This window comes from Hoeflea sp. YIM 152468 (genome assembly GCF_029210485.1).
Lineage (GTDB): Bacteria > Pseudomonadota > Alphaproteobacteria > Rhizobiales > Rhizobiaceae > Hoeflea.
Genome location: NZ_JARGET010000011.1, coordinates 164,512 through 183,759 on the forward strand (window position 1 = coordinate 164,512; position 19,248 = coordinate 183,759).

The following is a 19,248-nucleotide window of genomic DNA, read 5'->3' on the forward strand; positions in this document are numbered from 1 at the left end:
ATGGGCACCAAGCTACGCGAAATCTTTGCCAAGCCTGTGGACCGCTCTATCGATGGCGTCATCAAGGCCGACGACATGTCGAGCTTGCTCATTGAGTTGGACGAGTACGTGATCACCAAGGAGATCGGCCAGCGGCTTGAGCATTTCCTCGATGCCTACAACAATTATGACACGGCAAACGGTGTCTGGATTTCCGGCTTTTTCGGTTCGGGTAAATCCCACCTGTTGAAAATGCTCGCCCTCTTGCTGGAGAATGACGAAATCGGCGGAAGGCGCGCCCTCGAATTCTTCGAAGCGAAACTGGGGAACGAGCCGATGCTGGCCGGCGCGCTGCGCAAGGCGGTGTCGATCCCGTCGAAATCGATCCTTTTCAACATCGACCAGAAGGCCGACGTGATTTCCAAGACGGATGTCGACGCTCTGCTTTCCGTTTTCCAAAAGGTCTTTGACGAGATGTGCGGCTATTACGGCAAGCAGCCGCATATAGCGCAGTTCGAGCGGGACCTCGACAGCCGTGGCCAGTTAGGCACTTTCAAGCAGGCATTCGAGCGCATTTCCGGCAAGCCCTGGGAGCGCGGACGTGAGCAGGTCCTGTTCGAGGAGAAGAACATCGCGGCTGCCTTTGCGGAAGCGACCGGCGGGGAGGTCGCCGCGGATGTTCTTAACCGGTATCGCACCGATACCCGTGTGTCGATCGAGGATTTCGCCAACACCGTCAAAGCCTGGATTGACGCGCAGCGACCCAAGTTCCGATTGAACTTCTTCGTCGATGAGGTCGGCCAGTTCATTGCCAACAACGTCAAGCTGATGACCAATCTGCAGACGATCGCAGAAAGCCTGAACACCAAGTGCAAGGGGCAGGCCTGGATCATTGTTACCGCCCAGCAGGACATGGGCTCGGTCATTGGAGACATGACCCAGCAGCAGGAGAACGATTTCTCAAAGATCCAGGCCCGGTTTGCCAATCGCATGCCGCTGAATTCTCAGGATGTGGCCGAGGTGATCCAGCGGCGCTTGCTGGCCAAGACCGACGAGGGACTGATCACGCTGGGTAACATCTATGCCCGCGAGGAAAACAATCTCCGCACCCTTTTCGATTTCGGCGACGGCTCCTTCCGCTTCAAGAACTTCAGCAACAAGGAGCAGTTCGCCGCCAGTTACCCATTCCCCAACTATCAGTACGATCTCTTCCAGCGCGCGATCCAGGGGCTCTCGGTGCACAATGCTTTCGAGGGCAAGCACAGCTCCGTGGGTGAACGTTCGATGCTCGGGGTGTTTCAGGACGTGGCGAAGAAACTGGCTGACACCGAAGTCGGTAGCATTGCCACATTTGATCTGATGTTCGAGGGCATCCGCACGGCCTTGAAATCATCGGTCCAGCAGTCGATCCAGCTGGCCGAACGGAACCTCGGCGATGAGTTTGCCCTGCGCGTTCTCAAGTCGCTGTTCCTGGTCAAATACGTCAAGGAATTCAAACCCACCGTCCGCAATATCTCCATCCTTCTGCTGTCGGCGTTCGATGCGGATCAGACAGAACAGAAGCGTAAGATCGAAGAGGCGCTGTCACGGCTTGAGCGCGATACGCTGATCCAGCGCAATGGCGACGTCTATGAATTCCTCACGCTGGAGGAAAAGGATGTCGAGGCCGAGATCAAGAGTCTGACGGTTGACACGTCCGAGCTGACCAAGGTCATGGAAGATCTGGCGTTCGACGAAATCCTACGTCACCGCAAAATCAAGCACGTATCGACCGGCATCGAGTATCCGTTCGGGCGCAAGCTTGACGATCATCTCCAGGGGCGAGACTACGAGCTGGCGATCAACCTGATTTCGCCGTTCAACGATGATTCCGAAACGCCTGATGCCGTCCGCATGCGCAGCATGGGCCGCGACGAACTTGCCGTGGTCCTTGGCCGTGATGTCCGCTTCATGCAGGACCTGAGGCTCTTAAAACAGACCGACAAGTTTACGCGTCAGGCTCGAACCGGCCCTGAGCAATCTAATCGCGATCGTATCGTAGATGAAAAGAGGCATCAGAACGCGCGACGCTATAAGGACATCACCGTTCGCCTGCGCAAGCTGATCGGGGATGCGAAGCTGTTTGTCCGCGGTGTCGAGCTGGAGATCGCCGGCGATGACCCGCAGGAGCGTTTGACCAAGGGTTTCCAGCAGCTGGTCGATAAGGTCTACACCAATCTGCCGATGCTGCGGTCCACCTACAACGAGGCCGATCTCGTGCGGGCCTGTCAGCCGAATGGAGATTTGTTCGGGGCTGAAGGCAGTGGCTTGACCGAGCCGGAACAGGAAGTGCTGAATTTCGCGCAATCCCAGCGCAGCCTCGGCAGCAGGACGACTGCGAAACAGCTGACAGAGCGTTTCGGCTCCAAACCCTATGGCTGGCCAAGCCTCGCCATTCTCTGTCTGACCGGAAATCTGGTCACCCGCGGCAAGCTGGAGGCGCGGCTCGATGGCGACCTGCTTGAGGAGAAGCGCCTGGCCCAGGCGTTGAACAACAGCAACGCCCTGGCCAATATCCTGTTGTCCCCGCAGATCGAGTTTTCCGCGGCCCGGATCCGCGCCTCGCGACAGGTGTTCAATGATCTGTTCGGCGTGCCGGCCGAAAGCAATGATGCAAGGGCACTGGGGGGCGAATGGCTTGACGCCGTCCGCACGATGCTTGCTGACCTGGAAACATTTTCGCAGCAAACCTCGGACTATCCGTTCCTGACGGCGCTTGAGCCGCTGCGGCAGCGGATGTCTGACATGCGTGATCAGCAACCGGTGTGGTTCATCACCGGGCCGGTCGAGCAACAGGATGCGCTGATCGATGCCAAGGAGGATATCCTCGACAAGATCCGCAGCTTCATGAGCGGTCCGCAGCGGGCGATCTATGACGAGGTGCGGGCGTTCCTCGGCTCACAGGATGCCAACCTCTCCTACGCCGACCCGCAGACTGGTCAGAAGATCCGCGAGGCGCTGGCCGATCTCAATTGCTACAAGGGCAGTTCGATCCAGGAGCTGAAGACCGACTTCTACCGGCTCAAGGAGAGCATCGAGCAGAAGGTGCTGGCGGAGCGCAAAGATGTGGTGAAGGCGATTGATGCTGTGGCAGACAAGGTTTCGGCCACCAGCGAGTTCAAGGCCCTGACCCTGGAACAGCAAGCACAGATCCAGCGCAGCATTGAGGCGCACAAGGACGGGCTGGAAAACCAGACCATTATTGCGGTCCTGCGTGACCGGGCAAACGGAGTGCGCACCAACTCCTTGCCGGCGATCATGCGAGACGTCGTTTCACTGAGCTCGCCCCCGGCGCAACCGGTCCCACCAGGAGCACTGGATGGAATGGGAGAACGCGCTGCGGCACCCCGTCCGCGCCCGCCGGAATTCACCAATGCGCGCGAACTCTACATCCCGTTCTCGAAGACCTATCTGGAGAACGAGAGCGATGTGGACCAATACCTCGATGAAATGAAAAAGGCCCTGCTGACCTCAATCGGCAACGGCAAGAAAGTGTTGATCTGATGGACACCGGTGCCCTCAAGAAATTCGCGCAGTCCGCGCGCAATCTGCTGATCGATCAGGTCGCGGCCAAGCTTGATCTGGTGCTCGATCAGGCCTCGGCCGCAAGGCGTGAGCACCCCAAGGCCGTCAGGGAGCTGGAAAATGCGATCCGCTCCAGCGATCGCAAGCAGGTGGTCGAGCAGGTAGCCTATACCTGGTTCAACCGCTTCACGGCGCTGCGCTTCATGGATGCCTGCGGCTACACCAATCCGCGCGTCGTCTCGCCGGCCGACGGCCAGACCCGGCCGGAAATCCTGTCGGAAGCGATGAGCGGCAGTGTCCCGGATGGGGCATCGCCGCAGATCGCCGCTTTGCTCAACGGCCGGTCGCCTTCGAACGATCCCCAGGCCGAGGCCTACCGCCTGTTGCTGGTCCATGTATGCAACCAGTGGCACGGGCCGATGCCGTTCATGTTCGAGGAGATCGATGATTACACCGAACTCCTGATGCCCGAGGACCTGCTGTCCCAGACCTCTATCCTCGCCGAACTGCGCAAGGTCATGACCGAGGACGCCTGCCAGGATGTCGAGATCATCGGCTGGCTTTACCAATTCTATATCTCCGAGAAAAAGGATCAGGTCTTCGCCGGGCTGAAGAAGAACCAGAAGATCACGGCCGAGAACATCCCCGCCGCGACGCAGCTCTTCACCCCGCACTGGATCGTCCGCTACCTGGTGGAGAATTCGCTGGGGCGGCTGTGGCTGCTCAATCGCCCGCAGTCGAAGCTGGCTGAGCGGATGGACTACTACATCGCGCCCGAAGAGCCCGAGACGGACTTCCTGAAAATCACCAAGCCGGAAGAGATCCGCATCTGCGATCCCGCCGCCGGGTCGGGGCACATGCTGACCTATGCCTTTGACCTGCTCTACGCCATCTACGAGGAAGAGGGCTATGAGGCGACAGAAATTCCAGCGCTGATCCTGACGCACAACCTCACCGGCATTGAGATCGACGATCGCGCCGGTGCACTGGCGGCCTTTGCGTTGACGATGAAGGCGGCGGCGAAGCTCGGGCGGCGGCGGTTCCTTCGGATGGAGGCAAAGCCTAACATCTGCGTGTTGCAGAACGTGGCCTTTACCGAGGCCGAGATGCAGGACGTGGCTGCCGTGGTGGGGCGCGACATGTTCACGGATGAGCTGCGCGAGACGTGTGCGCAGTTCGAGCAGGCCAAGAACTTCGGCTCGCTGATCGTGCCGAAGCTGCGCGATCCGGCCGAGACGCTGCGCGTGGTGGAAGCGCGGGACTTCGGCGGTGACCTGCTGCTGAAGGAGGTGCAGGCGCGCGTCATGTCCGTTCTGCGCATGGCCGAGGCGCTGTCACCGAAGTATCACGTGGTGGTGGCCAACCCGCCGTATATGGGTTCCGGCGGTATGAATGATCGCCTCAACGCTTTCGGTAGAGAGCAATTCTGCGATTCTCGTTCTGATCTATTCGCTATGTTCATGGAGCGATCCCTGATGCTTAGCCGAGCATCGGGGATCATTGCCATGATCAACATGCAGTCTTGGATGTTCCTCTCTTCATTTGAAAAGCTTCGGACAAAATTGCTCTCCAACTGCAGCATTCTGAACATGGCCCATTTGGGTGAGCGTGGGTTCGACTCAATAGGTGGTGCAGTTGTTTCCACTACAGCTTTTTCAATTCTCAACTCTCGAAAACATCAACATGTTGGAGAGTACCTCCGGCTTGTAGATGGTCAGTCTGAAACCGAAAAGGCTCGACTTTTTTTTGAGGCCAAGAAGGGTGAGATATCCGAAAACCTTTTCCGCGTGCAGGATGAGCTGTTCAAACTCGTTCCAGGTCAAGCGATCGCTTATTGGCTCTCTCCTGAAATATTAAAGTTATTCAATAATGAAAAGCTTGGAGAGAAATTCGACGCCAAAGAGGGCGTTGGGACGCGAAATGACGAAGTTTTCATGAGGCTGCAATGGGAAGTTTCCCGATCAAATGTCGGCAGGCATGCTCGCTGGATTCAATCTGACAAAGCAGGCGATGCCCGTCGATGGTATATGGGCTTCAACTTCCTCATGGATTGGGAGGATGACGGCTTCAGTATTAAGAACTACCGGAACGAAGACGGCTCCCTTCGATCTCGACCGCAGAATACGCAATTCCTATTCCGGAGCGGCGTTACGTGGGCAAAAGTTAGTGCGGGAGCTCATGCATTCCGTTGGAGACCAGAAGGTTACGGCTTCAATGATGCAGCGCCAACTCTTTTTGGAGAGGAAGCGTTTTATGTTCTTGGGCAGCTTAACTCTGTGGTCATGAAGCCACTTCTTGCGGCAACAGGCAATACGATCAATATTTCTACTGGAACACTTGGGAGCCTGCCAATTCTTGACCAAAGCTTCCTAGACGAGCTGCTACAACGCAATTCCAAAAACCTTGTTAATTGTGCCAGATCCGACTGGGACGCCTACGAAACTTCCTGGGATTTCACCACGCTCCCGCTGCTCTCCCCCGCTCACCGGGCCGGGACGCTGGAGGCCACCTATGCCCGCCTGCGCGCCCACTGGCAGGGCATGACGGACGAGATGCAGCGGCTGGAGGAAGAGAACAACCGCATCTTTATCGACGCCTACGGCCTGCAAGACGAGCTGACCCCCGAGGTGCCGATCGAGGAGATTACGCTGACCTGCAACCCCGCCTATCGCTATGGCGTGAAGGGTTCCGAGGCCGACCGCGAGGCCCGTCTGCGCGCCGACACCATGGCCGAGTTCCTCTCCTATGCCGTGGGCTGCATGTTCGGGCGCTACAGCCTCGATGCGTCGGGCCTGATCCTCGCCAATCAGGGCGAGACGCTGGAGGACTACCTTGCCCGCATCCAAGTTGGAGATTCTGGGCCGACCTTCATGCCCGACGAAGACAACGTCATCCCCGTACTCGATGGCGACTGGTTCCCCGACGACATCACAGACCGCTTCCGCCTGTTCCTCGCCACCACGTTTGGCGCGGAGAAGCTGCAGGAAAACCTGCGCTTCATTGAGGAGGCGCTGGGCAAGGATGTCCGCAAATATTTCACCCGCGATTTCTACAATGACCATGTCAGGCGCTACAAGAAACGCCCGATCTACTGGATGTTTTCGAGCCCCAAGGGCTCGTTCAATGCGCTGATCTACATGCACCGCTACCGCCCGGACACGGTCTCGGTGGTGCTCAACGACTATCTGCGCGAATTCATCACCAAGCTCGAAACCGAGCGCGCGCGGCTCGAACAACTGGCGGACGATGCCAGCGCCAGCCAGAGCCAGCGGACCAAGGCGCTCAAGGATGTAACCGGCATCATCAAACAGATCGACGAGCTGACCGAATGGGAGCGCGAGGTGCTGTTTCCGCTCGCGCAGAAACAGCTTGAGATCGATCTCGATGACGGCGTGAAGGCCAATTATCCGCTGTTCGGCGATGCGCTGAAGCCGATCAAGGGGCTGGAGGCCAAGGATGAGTGACCGCATCACGGCGGGCCTCAAGCGCCTGTTCGAGGATCAAGGCCACCGCATTGTCTTCTGGTACGATGCCGACCGCGACCTACGCGGCGAATTCGACGCGGTCGAGCTCGCCGGTGTCGAGAAGCTCGAAATCGCCAACAATGAGTTCGGCCTGAAATACCGCCTGCTGCGGCAGGAGCCGAAAACCCGCTTTCTGCTCTACAAGGAAGGGGCCGAACCAACGCCGGCCGACAACTGGCTGCTGGACGTGCAGCTAGCCAGCGCCGTGTTCAAGGCCGACCAGGCGGCAATCTGGGTGGCCGAACTCGGCATCCCCGCCAAATACGAGGCGGCGGTGCGCGAGCACCCGGACTTCTATCGCTCGCAGAAGCGGCTGGAGCGGCTCCGCGCCTTCGAACAGGACAAGCCGTCACGCTCGGAAAAGGATGTCCGCCGCAAGATGTTGGCGGTCTGTGCCGGTGCCGATGGCGATCTCGATACCGTGATCGAGGCGCTGCTCGGAGAGCTGGCGGACGGCCGGGATGAAAGCCTGCGGCTGATCGCCCGATCCGGTCTGATGGCTTTCTTCTGGAAAGAGGTAGAAACGGCATATGGGTATTCCGATGATCAGCCGGACTTCCAGGATTACGCCATAGCGCTGTTCGAGTCCGCCTATCACCGCGCCCTTGGTGATGAGGGCCGGCTGAACGCCGAGGCATCGCTGATGTTCCGGCGCTGGGCCAACAACAGGCATTGGTCCGGAGCCTTCGAGACGCTGTCGCAGCAGTATCAGGAGCTGTTGAAGATCGAGGACGATCTGCAGAAACGCGATTTCCGCGTTCTGATGCCCCATGATCATTTCGATGCGATGGACAGGCAGATCATCCGCTCGCTGGTCGAGGCGATGGCCACCCAGACGGTCAATGCCGGCGATGTGCTGCGCTGGGTGCGCGAGCGCCGCCAGAGCCACTGGTACAAGAGCTACGAGGACATCTACCAGGCGATCGGATACGCCACCGAATTCCAGCAGGCGTTGGCGGAAGCCAACCTGACCATGAACAGCGTCAGCGAGGGCGTAAAGCGCTATGCCGCCAGCTGGTACAAGCTCGACCAGCTCTATCGCAAATTCATCCATCATATGCTCAAGAGCGGCCAAGCCGGACTTCTCAGGCCGCTCTACGAGTCGGTGGAGAAGCGCTACACGACGAACTTCGTCCTCGCCGTCAACGATGCCTGGCAGGATCAGGTCAACCGGCTGGAAGATTGGGAGATACCCGGCTATGTGCCGCAGCGAAGCTTCTATCGTGAGCACGCCTCCGAATTCCGCCGCAAGGACCAGAAGGTCGTCGTCATCATCTCGGATGCGCTGCGCTATGAAGTGGCCGAGGAATGCCTGCGCAAGATTCGCGAACTGAACCGCTTCGATGCGGACCTCAAGCCGATGATCGCGTCGCTGCCGAGCTACACCCAGCTCGGCATGGCTTCACTGCTGCCCAACAGCGATCTGTCGTTCAAGGCGGATGGCAGCGACGGCATTCTTTCGGGCGGCGAAAGCACCCAGGGTCTGCCCGCGCGGGAAAAAATTCTGGCCGCGGGACGGGCCGGCGACCGCGCCAAGGCGATGCGTGCGGAAGAGGCCATGAACATGGCTGTCTCGGAAGGCAAGGAGCTCTTTCGCGATCATGACATCATCTACATCTATCACAACCAGATCGATGCTGCCGGCGACAAGGTCGCCACCGAAGGCAATCTATGCCGAGCCGTCGAGGATGCGATCGACGATCTGGTCAAGCTGGTCCGCAAGCTGACCTCGGCCAATGTGACCAATATCCTGATCACCGCCGATCACGGCTTCCTCTACCAGCATCAGGCGCTGGACGAGAGCGACTTTGCGCTCGCCGATCCGCAGGGCGACGAAATCCTTTCACGCAACCGCCGTTTCGTTCTCGGACGTGGCCTGAAGCCAACGGCGGGCATGAAGAAGTTTACATCCGCCCAACTGGGTCTGAGCGGAGATGTCGAGGTGCTGATCCCCAACTCGATCAACCGGCTCAGGCGTCAGGGATCCGGCAGCCGCTATGTGCATGGCGGCGCGTCATTGCAGGAGATCGTCATCCCTGTTCTGCGTGTGGGCAAACAACGCACCGCTGACATCAGCCAGGTGAGTGTTCAGATCATCGCTCCAGGCAAAAACCTGATCACGTCGGGCCAGATTGCCGTTTCGCTCTATCAGGTCGAGCCCGTATCGGAGAAGATGCAGGGGCGGGTGCTTCTTGCCGGGTTATATGCGGAGGATGGCACCGCGATTTCGGACGAGCACGAGCTGACTTTCGATTTCCGCTCGGAGAATGCCCGCGAACGGGAAATGCCGCGCAGTTTCCTGCTGAACCGGGCCGCGGATGGGTATAATGGCAAGACGGTGTATCTGAAGCTGCGTGAGCGCGTTGGCAAAACGACCCGATTCCAGGACTATGCCAGCCACCCGTTCCAGCTGAAGCGGAACACGAGCATCGATTTGGATTTCTGAGGACCACATGAGCACACTGGACGCCAAGATCAACGAACACTTCGCCGGCTATGTCGTTCGCAAGGACCTCGTGAAAGCCGTCAAGGGCAATGCCATCGTGCCGACCTATGTGCTCGAATATCTCCTCGGTCAGTATTGCGCGACCGATGACGAGGCTTCTATTGCGACCGGCATCGAGACCGTCAAGGACATCCTTGGCAAGCATTATGTCCACCGCAGCGAAGCACGATTGGTGCAATCGAGGATCAGGGAGCAGGGGCGTTACAAGGTCATCGACCAGGTCAGCGTTGCGCTGAACGAGAAGACGGACAGCTATGAAGCCACGTTCGACAATCTCGGCATCAAGAAGGTTGCGGTCGACAGCGGTACGGTGAAGGCCCACCCGAAGCTTCTGGTGACCGGTGTCTGGTGCATCGCGGATGTCCAGTACGAGTTTACGGAAGATGCCCGGAACTCGCCCTGGATTCTCGAAAGCATCAAGCCGATCCAGGTCGCCCGGGTGGACTTCGACAGCTATCTCGCCGCTCGCGATGCCTTCACCACCGAAGAGTGGATTGATCTCCTGATGCAGAGTATCGGGTTTGAGCCCAGCGTGTTCGGCCGACGCAGCAAGCTCCTGCAACTCATGCGCCTCATCCCCTTTGTCGAGCGGAACTACAACATCATCGAGCTCGGCCCAAAGGGTACCGGGAAGTCGCACATCTATTCCGAATTCTCGCCCCACGGCCAGCTGATCTCGGGCGGTGAAGTCTCGGTGCCGAAACTGTTCGTAAACAATTCGAATGGGCGGATCGGCCTCGTCGGGTTCTGGGATGTTGTTGCCTTTGACGAGTTTGCCGGCCGCGAAAAGACCGCCAATAAGGCGCTCGTCGACATCATGAAAAACTACATGGCGAACAAGAGTTTTTCACGCGGCGTCAACCCGATGGGCGCGGAAGCCAGCTTTGCATTTGTCGGCAACACGGATCACAACGTTCCCTACATGCTGAAGAACAGCGATCTCTTCGAAGCGCTGCCATCGCAGTTCCATGACAGCGCCTTCATCGACCGGCTGCATGCCTATCTGCCGGGTTGGGAAATCGATGTCATCCGCAGCGAGATGTTCACATCCGGCTATGGCTTCATCGTCGACTACCTCGCCGAAATCCTCCGCCATCTTCGGTCACAGGACTTCTCCCATCGACCCGATCAATATTTCACAATCAGCAACAAGATATCCACGCGTGACCGCGACGCCGTTTACAAAACCATGTCCGGCTTGCTGAAGATCATTTTCCCGAATGGTGGCGAGACCGAGCAGGAAGTTGAAGAGCTACTCAAGATCGCAATGGAAAGCCGCAAGCGGGTCAAGGATCAGCTGTTTCGGATCGATAGCACCTATCCGCCGGTCGATTTCCATTTCGTGGCGGCCGACGGGCGGAAACTGTCCATCGCGACGGTCGAAGAAGAGGAATTCCCGCAATTTTACCATCAAGGGCGCGAGGCCGTGCCTGGTGAAGATAGTGGAAGCGATGAGACCACTGAGCAAACAGAGGATCAACCGGTTGCTACCCTACCGACCTTTCCCGAGCCCAAGGCCGCTCGTCCGAGGGAAGGCCATGTCGTCTTCGCTGAAAACCGAAAAGGGATTAGCTATGACAAGCTGTTCGGCCCCTATCTCGATGGCGCAAAACGGATCGTCGTAACCGATCCATACATCCGGATCTTCTATCAGATCAGAAACATGATGGAACTGGTGGAGATGGTCATCCGCCGCAAGCCGCCCGAGGATCAGGTATCGATCCATCTCGTCACCGGCCCGGATGATGGCAATATCGAGACCCAGCGTGAGCTACTGGATTCGATTGCCGAGGCCTGCACCGGGACCGGTGTTGACTTCACCTGGGCTTTTGATGCCTCAGGGGGAGCCCATGCTCGCGACATCACGGCAGACACAGGATGGAAAATCGTACTGGATCGGGGTCTCGATATTTTCCAGCCACCGATGCGCAAGGCCAACGGTTTCTCGCTTGGCGATCGTCTTCAAGAACACCGGATGATCAAGGGGTTTTATGTGACCTACATCCGGTCTTGAAAGTCGGGAAATATGGTCGAGCTTGACGGTTTCTGTCCCTCGTAGAGCTCCTCTCCGCTTGGCGAGCAAGTAATCGGTAGTTTGAGATGGTCGATGGCAGCGATTTCTATCGTCGCGCCGAACTTCGAGTATACGCAAAATATTATATTTCTTGGTGACCATTTCGGCCGCCCCTGACAGTTTTGCAACATATTGGTGCAACCGTCGCAGGGGAAATGACACCTATGAGCTATTCCATACATCGTGGTCTGTTGTGTGGTTGTCCTCGCTGCTGCGCGCCGGTCTGATGAGCAACTGGTCCCGCAGGCACCCTACGGGGGAAGGCCTCTGGCACAAGGCGCATGCCAATATGGTTGGGCCGAACCTGCTGCGGCAGGCCACGTTGTCCCCGAATGCCGGGACTGATGAGAAGCTGCCGAACCGGGATCCGCTGGCAGCACTTGGCCAGGTGCTGATCACTCGAGCCGGGGATCAGGTCAAGCGCATCGTCGGACCGCTTCCCGAACCGCTGGCCAGCACAGCACCTGACCCCGGCCCAGCAAGCGGTGTCTTGGGGCAGGACCTTGCGGGTGCGCTCGAATGGCGGGAACAGCTGGTCAAGAGACTACGGGACCGATTATTCTGATCGTGGACTAGGCCGAGCAGATCGAGGCGCTGGCCCGGAAGCAGGCGCGCGATCTGGCCGAGCGGAAGAACCTTCCCGATGTCCAACCAAGACTTACACATGAATGGTCACGGTTTACCGGTTTGCTGTGCTGCTGTCAGGCCAGCTTGATCCGGGACTGGTTCCGGATGAACTTCTCGCGCGCGCCGAGCTGTTGAACCAGCGCCATCCGGTTCGGTTGATCCTGGGAGTACACCGTAATAGCACACTCGATCTGTAGCCAGTGCGAACGGATCGACCAGCTTCGGTCACGATTGAGCCGATTGCCGATGAGGCACGGTTGTGGGATCGACCCCCTATGCTCAACCAGATGGTGACCGAGGCCGCGGAGATCGCGGATGAGAGCCAAAGCCTTCACAAAGTTGAGCGCGCGCCCAGACAAATCGTCTTGTGTCTTGCATCGGTGCTGCCGTAACTCGTGGTTGCCTTGCAACGCCTGCTGATGCGTTGGCGGAAACCTGCCATATAATCCAGATGATCAGAACGGCAATCCGACCCGATTCCGAGGCCTTCAAGCGCTATAGCTGTGAAATCCCAGTCGGCAGCGTGATAATCTCTATCGGCACGCTGAAGTGCACACAAAAGCACACACCGTCACAAGACAGGAAAAAATATCAATATCTATCAAATATTTGACAACGAAAGTGGCGGAGAGGAAGGGATTCGAACCCTCGATACCGTTCCCGGTATACTCCCTTAGCAGGGGAGCGCCTTCGACCACTCGGCCACCTCTCCGTTGGCAGTCTGTTACCTTAGCGCGGCGGTGTAATCAACCGGAAATACGGCCCGGGACGAACACTGCGGCCAGGTTCTGCAGGGTTGCTTATCCCGCAGCGCTGCCGGCCCGGCTGTCAACCGTCTTCTCTTCTGATCTTATGGTTGTTGCGGACGGTTTTCCGGGGCGCTCCTTCGCCGCGCCGGATCGTCCGGAGCGCGGGAGAGGCTGGCTAGGGCGCGGTTTCGGCGGGAGGGTGTGGGCAGAATTGACCGCATTGAGGGCGATGGCGCATTGGTCAAGATCGTTGGTTGCCAGGTGGGCGTAGCGCAGGGTCATCTGGATGGTCTGATGACCGAGAAACGTCTGCACACGCCGCAGATCAATACCGGCTTGCACCAGCCGCGACGCGCAGGTGTGACGCAGAATATGCGGAACCATATGCGGATCTCCGGCAAAGCGGTTGTCTTTGCGAGCCTGGTTCCAGTTGTATTTGAAGTTCGGATAGGAAATCGCCGCAAAGGGACCGCTGCCGCCAAAAGCACGAGCCGCATCAAGCGCCTGAGCTGCGCGATCGGTCAGGGGAACCGAGCGGCTCTTGCCGGACTTGGTGACCCAGAAGGTGGCAGTGTTGTTGTGAATATCGCCCCATTTGAGCGCCAGGGCTTCGCCGATGCGGGCTCCAGTGTCCACCAAAAACCGGCACAGCAATTCATGGTGAACATTGCGCGCACCGATCGCGCCGAACATGGCCGCCTCTTCTTCGGCGGTCAGAAAGCGCACGCGGGAGTTGCGTTCCCGCAGCCGAAGGTATGTCGGTAGCCGTGCTATCTGCCCGCTCCTTTCTGCTTTCCGCAAAAGGCGATAAAGTGCGGAAAGCTTGCGATTAATAGTCGAGTTCCGGTTGTCGATTTCCCGAAAATGGTTCACCAGCCTGTCGATCAAAATATCATCATAGGTTGCAATTTTCTGCAGCCGCATGAACGCGTCTATCTCGTGAATGAAGGCATAACAACTGTCTTTGTGACGGCCGTTTTCCCACAATGCACCGGCATGTTGGCGCCAAAGCTCTGTAAGGCGTGGTTCAGATTTAGCGCTCGCTGCACTCGAGTAGGTGGTATTTGGATCCGCATTAGGTGTTTTCGGGGCCATCCTCCGGGAATAGTTGAATTCAGTATTAATTTCAAATTTATTTGTTTCGTTTGCCAATTGTTGTAATTTTGTACCTCTAAATCAAACAACCGGCGACCTTGGCCGCCGGTTGAGTAATTCAAAATCAAACCAAAGGTTTGATTAGAACGAACGCTGTACGCGGAAGAAACCGCCGAAAGCATCGCCGTTCACCAGGCCGTTGTCGCGGTATGCGATTTCAGGTGTAAGTGTCAGGCCAGGTACCAGTTCATAGGCAACGTTGCCGACGAGGCTCCAAGCATCCGAAGCAGCAGTGTTGCTTTCGCGCCAGTTGCCCTGCACGTTGAAGGTGGCCTTGTCGTTGATCTTGTAAGATCCACCGGCAGTCACAGCGAATGTTTCGTCTGTGCGCAGGCCATTGGCCCAGGTTGTGTAGGCCGACGAGTTTTCACCGTAGTGCAGCATTGCGAAGACCGAAGCCTGGTCGTTCAGTGTCACGTCTGCGCGGATCTTTGCAGACCAGCCGCCGTACTGAACCAGACCGATGTCTTCACGTGTGTCGTAGCCGAGCACTGCGCTCAGGTCGACCATGCCTGCGGTGTAGCCGATACCAGCAACAACATGCGGCATGTAGTCGTCAATGCCCCAGCCAGTGCGAACGCCACCGACGAGTGTATCCGTTGCACCCTGCTCAAGCGCGAGAGCTGCGCGGAAAGCGCCGCCATTGTAGGTGTAGCTGATCAGGTTGGTGTCGAACGGGCCCGGATCGAAAAGAAGACCGTCGTTGATCACGCTACCGGCATAGCCGGTGAAGGTGGTGAACATGGATTCGTCTTTACCGATGCGAAGACCGCCGAGCTGGATCCATGCAAAGTTAACGGAGAATTCGTTGTCGTTTGTGTAGCCGCCAACAGCATTGTTGGTGTCCCACTGGAAACGCAGCTCTGTGTAGGTACGCAGGGTGCCGAGTTCGGTTTCCGAAGCAGTCGACGTACGGAACGAGAAGCGAGCGCGCTTGTTGTAGGTGCCGTCGCCAGTCGCCGAAGTACGCTCAAACAGGTCGCCGCCGCCGATGTCGTAACGGACATAACCGTGGATGCGCAGGCAGGTTTCGGTGCCCGGGATGTAGAAGAAGCCGGTGCCGAAGGCGTCGCAAACGCGGACGTATTCAACGGGCTCAGGCTCAGCTGCAACGATGGCGTCTGCAGCGCGAGCGCCGGATACAGCAACGAGAGCTGCTGCGGAGCCGAGGAGTAGGCTCTTGATGTTCATTTCTGACCTCCAGTCAAAAGTTAGTACGGTCTGGGTTGTCGCTGAAGGACAGTATTTCTGTCCCATCCCCACAATGGAAGAAGACAAGCGGATGTCCGTCATGGCTTCGAGAGTGACCATACTCACCAGCGCGGGGCGCGCAACGCTGATCATGCCGCTCGCGAGGTCCGGACCACGCCTTCCGCTTCCCCTGTTGCACAAATGACACGAAATCTGCGCCAGGCCGCCGTTTTGTTTACCGCTCGTTAGGGTTTTCAGGCTGGGGCGGGGCTCGCCCTGGACCCGGAAGGGCGGAATCAGCGCCGAATCCGGCGGTTTTCGTCACCAGCGGGTGATTCTCGGCCATTTCCGACGATATCCGCCAGATTCGGCTGCTGCTGATTTCTCCTGTCCTCTGTCCTGACCAGTGCAAAGCTCCTGTCGTCATCGTTCGTCTCTGCACAGCCCTTCAGGGCAGGGCTCCTCTTCAGAACCGGCTGAAAGACACCGTCGTCAAGATGGCGCACCGGTCTCTATATAGAGGAAAATGTTCACAACGCGCCGCTCCAGAATGTCTCATTGTACGCGTGCGACCTGGACCATTTAATTGCCGTTTGCCGTCCGGAACCGCAAGGCGGCGAGGATCTGGACTGGCCGCAATTTATCAAGAAGCCCAATCACTGACCCTGTGACCGGGACACGATCGACTTCCCATTATTTTGATAAGCATAATAAATACAAATGGATAGAGATTTAGCCGCAATCCGTGTTCGTCTTTTGACTGGAGGTCAGAAATGAACATCAAGAGCCTACTCCTCGGCTCCGCAGCAGCTCTCGTTGCTGTATCCGGCGCTCGCGCTGCAGACGCCATCGTTGCAGCTGAGCCTGAGCCCGTTGAATACGTCCGCGTTTGCGACGCCTTCGGCACCGGCTTCTTCTACATCCCGGGCACCGAAACCTGCCTGCGCATCCACGGTTATGTCCGTTACGACATCGGCGGCGGCGACCTGTTTGAGCGTACTTCGGCGACTGGCGACGGCACCTACAACAAGCGCGCTCGCTTCTCGTTCCGTACGTCGACTGCTTCGGAAACCGAGCTGGGCACCCTGCGTACCTACACCGAGCTGCGTTTCCAGTCGGACACCAACGGCACTGTTGGCGGCTACACAAACGACAACGAATTCTCCGTCAACTTTGCATGGATCCAGCTCGGCGGTCTTCGCGTCGGTAAAGACGAATCCATGTTCACCACCTTCACCGGCTATGCCGGCAGCGTGATCAACGACGGCAATTTCGGCCCGTTCGACACCAACCTGATCAGCTACACCTACAATGGCGGCGCTTTCCGCGCAGCACTTTCGCTTGAGCAGGGTTCAAGCGACGTGCTCGTCGGCGGCCTTCGCGGTGGCTGGGGCATTGACGACTACATGCCACATGTTGTTGTCGGCGCAGGCTACAATGCCGGCATGGTCGACCTCAGCGGTGTGTTCGCTTACGACACACGCGATGATATCGTCGGTACCATTCCTGCTGACGTTGGTGGTTGGGCTGCCAAGGTTCGCGCTGACGTGACCATCAACGAGCAGGCTTCGGTCTTCGCCATGGCTATGTACGGCGAAGGTTCTTCAGCTTACGCAACTTGGGTTCCTTACGGTGTTGACAAAGCATGGTCGATCATCGGTGGCGCTTCCTACCAGGCTTCCGAGAAGGTCAAGCTGAACACACAGGTTCAGTGGATCGAAAACAAGGTTGCTGGCCTGGACGATTACTGGTCGGTTGTTGCTAACATGAACTACACTCTGGTTCCCGGCCTCGTGCTGACCCCGGAAGTCGAATACCGTGATCGCGGTACGGCTGTTGGCGGCCAGTTCGGCGCCATGCTCCGCGTTCAGCGTTCATTCTAATCAAACCTTTGGTTTGTTCTGATAGAACCCGGCAGCTTCGGCTGCCGGGTTTTTCGTTTTCGGTTGCCAGAGAGGCTTGCAGACCGGCTTGAGCCCTGCTCGGGGGCGACGTCTGCTTTTGTCTTGGCCTGCTGCGGCCTGCGGTGCTAGGTTTGCCGACAGCAAGATTGCGGCGGAGACCACATGCGATACTGGAAACTTTGGATATGGCCTGGTCTCGCGGCTGCCGGGTGCCTGACGGCATTGGCGATCTGGTTCGAGGCCGCAGCGATCGAGGCGGAGCTGCAGTCCCGCGCCGTCTCGGCGCTGCGCCAGGATCACGGCTGGGCGAAGGTGATGCTCAAAGGCAGGGACTTGTCGGTGAGCGGCCTGGCGCCGGACCCTTTAAGCCAGCATCAGGCGCTGGACATCCTCCGCCAGATTGATGGGGTTCGCGTGGTCGCCGATACCACCGCCCTGTTGCCGGAAGAAAAGCCCTACCGCCTGACGATTGAAAAGACTGTCGATGGGGTGCAGCTGAGCGGCTTCGTTCCCAATGAATCGGCGCGCGCCAACCTTGTCTCGTCCTTGACCGGCATGCTTCCCGGGATTGCGCTTTCGGACCAGTTGAAGCTGGCACGCGGCGCGCCCGATGCTCTGCTTGCGCTCGCCGGTTACGGGATGTCGGCCCTGCCGCGCTTTACCACCGGCATGATCGCCATTACCGGCACTTCAGTCCGGATCAGCGGCCAGGCCCTCAATCCGGAAGATCACGAATTGGCGCTGAAGGAACTGTCGGTTTCACTGCCCGCAGGGACCGATGCCGAAGCCATCGATATCTCCCCCGCAGTCGTAACCGGCGACTATGTTTGGTCCGCCGTGCTGCAGGGTGGCGCGCTGTCGCTCACCGGTTACGTGCCGGATCCTGAAACCCGCAAGGCCATCGTGGCGCGTGCGAAGGATCTCGAACCGGCTGTGCGCATTGATGACCGGATGCGGTTTGCATCCGGGGTGCCCACGTCTGTCGACTGGCAAGAGGCTGCCATGGCGGGCGTGGCATGGCTGTCGAGCATGACCGGCGGGACGGTTTCCATCCGCGGCAATGTTGTCGATATCGTCGGCGAAGCGGCTGACGCCGTGGCCTTTCGCAGTCTTGAGGATGCACTGGCGGCGGAATTGCCGGGCGGGCTGGTGCTGGGCAGTACCGATCTCGGCGTGGCGCAAGCATCTTTGTCAGCCTGGTCGGCCAAGCTGACCGATCAGGGTCTTCGGTTGAGCGGGCCGGTTCCCAGTCAGGCTGTTCGCGCCTCGATTGTGGAGACAGCGCGATTGAAATTTGGCAACCTGCAGGTTGATGACACACAAACAGTTTCCAGTGACGCGCCAGCTGGGACCGATGTGGCATCGCAGGTTGCGCTGCAGATCCTGAGCCGGCTTTCCGGCGCCGAAGTGGTCATTGCGGGTGGCGCCATCTCGGTGCGGGGGACGGCGCTCAACCGCGCGGCCGCCAATGATGTGGCACGGCTGATCGCCGATGGTTTGCCGGAAGGATATACCGGTCAATCGTCAATAGATCTGGCAGCGGTCGCTACGGCGCAATTGCCGGACATGGCCTGCCAGGATGAGCTTGACCGGCTGTCAGGTCTCAACATCGTGCGATTTGAACCCGGCGAGACTGCTGTCCAGGACCATTCTTATGGGTTCCTCGACCGGATCGCCGATGCCGTGCGGCGATGTGGCGATATCCGGCTGGAAATATCCGGTCATACCGATTCCGATGGCGACGACATCGACAATCTGGCTTTGTCAGAGGCCCGGGCCCAGGCGGTGCTGGAGTTCATGATCAAAGCAGATGTTGCTCCCGACCGGTTGATAGCCAAGGGCTATGGCGAGAGTCGTCCGGTCAAGGACAATGATACGGACGCGGGCAAGGCGGCCAACCGCCGAATCGAGTTTCGCGTTCTCAACTGACGGGCGGCACGCCCGGGGAGGTCTTAATGTGGTACATGTTCTCGCA

The 19,248-nt window shown here is 58.3% G+C and carries 10 protein-coding genes and 1 tRNA gene; 8 read left to right on the forward strand and 3 right to left on the reverse strand.

Features of this window, described 5'->3' with window-relative positions; translation table 11 throughout:
• The 6 genes from brxC (at nt 1) to PZ897_RS05980 (ending at nt 12,471) form a co-directional block, all read left to right on the forward strand.
• Complete coding sequence (gene brxC, locus PZ897_RS05955; RefSeq protein ID WP_275750782.1) at nt 1-3,522, forward strand: BREX system P-loop protein BrxC; 3,522 nt, start codon at nt 1-3, stop codon at nt 3,520-3,522.
• Entirely contained in the window at nt 3,522-7,007 is a 3,486-nt protein-coding gene (gene pglX / locus PZ897_RS05960) for a BREX-1 system adenine-specific DNA-methyltransferase PglX (protein ID WP_275750784.1), read from the forward strand. Before brxC ends, pglX begins: the two co-directional genes overlap by 1 nt.
• On the forward strand, nt 7,000-9,513 hold the full coding sequence (gene pglZ / locus PZ897_RS05965) for a BREX-1 system phosphatase PglZ type A (protein ID WP_275750786.1): 2,514 nt from the start codon (nt 7,000-7,002) through the stop codon (nt 9,511-9,513). The genes pglX and pglZ overlap by 8 nt, the downstream gene beginning before the upstream one ends.
• Nucleotides 9,514-9,520: 7 nt before the next feature.
• Nucleotides 9,521-11,587 carry a BREX system Lon protease-like protein BrxL gene (gene brxL / locus PZ897_RS05970; RefSeq protein ID WP_275750788.1) on the forward strand — a complete coding sequence of 689 codons (2,067 nt, stop codon included), beginning with the start codon at nt 9,521-9,523 and terminating at the stop codon, nt 11,585-11,587.
• A gap of 286 nt (nt 11,588-11,873) precedes the next feature.
• On the forward strand, nt 11,874-12,212 hold the full coding sequence (locus PZ897_RS05975; RefSeq protein WP_275750790.1) for a hypothetical protein: 339 nt from the start codon (nt 11,874-11,876) through the stop codon (nt 12,210-12,212).
• 103 nt (nt 12,213-12,315) lie between these two features.
• Nucleotides 12,316-12,471: a hypothetical protein gene (locus PZ897_RS05980; protein WP_275750792.1), complete on the forward strand. Its 156-nt coding sequence runs from the start codon at nt 12,316-12,318 to the stop codon at nt 12,469-12,471.
• Between the two features lie 425 nt (nt 12,472-12,896).
• Here the strand turns inward: PZ897_RS05980 and PZ897_RS05985 are convergent.
• From PZ897_RS05985 to PZ897_RS05995, 3 genes are all read right to left on the reverse strand, one after another.
• Nucleotides 12,897-12,986: transfer RNA gene (locus tag PZ897_RS05985), tRNA-Ser, on the reverse strand.
• 88 nt (nt 12,987-13,074) lie between these two features.
• On the reverse strand, nt 13,075-14,175 hold the full coding sequence (locus PZ897_RS05990) for a tyrosine-type recombinase/integrase (RefSeq protein ID WP_275750794.1): 1,101 nt from the start codon (nt 14,173-14,175) through the stop codon (nt 13,075-13,077).
• 84 nt (nt 14,176-14,259) lie between these two features.
• Complete coding sequence (locus tag PZ897_RS05995; RefSeq protein ID WP_275750796.1) at nt 14,260-15,369, reverse strand: porin; 1,110 nt, start codon at nt 15,367-15,369, stop codon at nt 14,260-14,262.
• Nucleotides 15,370-16,142: 773 nt separating this feature from the next.
• Between PZ897_RS05995 and PZ897_RS06000 the strand changes: the two genes are divergently transcribed.
• On the forward strand, nt 16,143-17,252 hold the full coding sequence (locus PZ897_RS06000) for a porin (RefSeq protein WP_275750798.1): 1,110 nt from the start codon (nt 16,143-16,145) through the stop codon (nt 17,250-17,252).
• 183 nt (nt 17,253-17,435) lie between these two features.
• Entirely contained in the window at nt 17,436-19,202 is a 1,767-nt protein-coding gene (locus PZ897_RS06005; RefSeq protein WP_275750800.1) for an OmpA family protein, read from the forward strand.
• Nucleotides 19,203-19,248: the final 46 nt, after the last annotated feature.

What these genes read in the sequence shown, in the direction of transcription:
- brxC (WP_275750782.1), top strand. Translation starts at nt 1, where the DNA reads ATGGGCACCAAGCTACGCGAAATCTTTGCCAAGCCTGTGGACCGCTCT.
- pglX (WP_275750784.1), top strand. Translation starts at nt 3,522, where the DNA reads ATGGACACCGGTGCCCTCAAGAAATTCGCGCAGTCCGCGCGCAATCTG.
- pglZ (WP_275750786.1), top strand. Translation starts at nt 7,000, where the DNA reads ATGAGTGACCGCATCACGGCGGGCCTCAAGCGCCTGTTCGAGGATCAA.
- brxL (WP_275750788.1), top strand. Translation starts at nt 9,521, where the DNA reads ATGAGCACACTGGACGCCAAGATCAACGAACACTTCGCCGGCTATGTC.
- PZ897_RS05975 (WP_275750790.1), top strand. Translation starts at nt 11,874, where the DNA reads ATGAGCAACTGGTCCCGCAGGCACCCTACGGGGGAAGGCCTCTGGCAC.
- PZ897_RS05980 (WP_275750792.1), top strand. Translation starts at nt 12,316, where the DNA reads ATGGTCACGGTTTACCGGTTTGCTGTGCTGCTGTCAGGCCAGCTTGAT.
- PZ897_RS05995 (WP_275750796.1), bottom strand. Translation starts at nt 15,369, where the DNA reads ATGAACATCAAGAGCCTACTCCTCGGCTCCGCAGCAGCTCTCGTTGCT.
- PZ897_RS06000 (WP_275750798.1), top strand. Translation starts at nt 16,143, where the DNA reads ATGAACATCAAGAGCCTACTCCTCGGCTCCGCAGCAGCTCTCGTTGCT.
- PZ897_RS06005 (WP_275750800.1), top strand. Translation starts at nt 17,436, where the DNA reads ATGCGATACTGGAAACTTTGGATATGGCCTGGTCTCGCGGCTGCCGGG.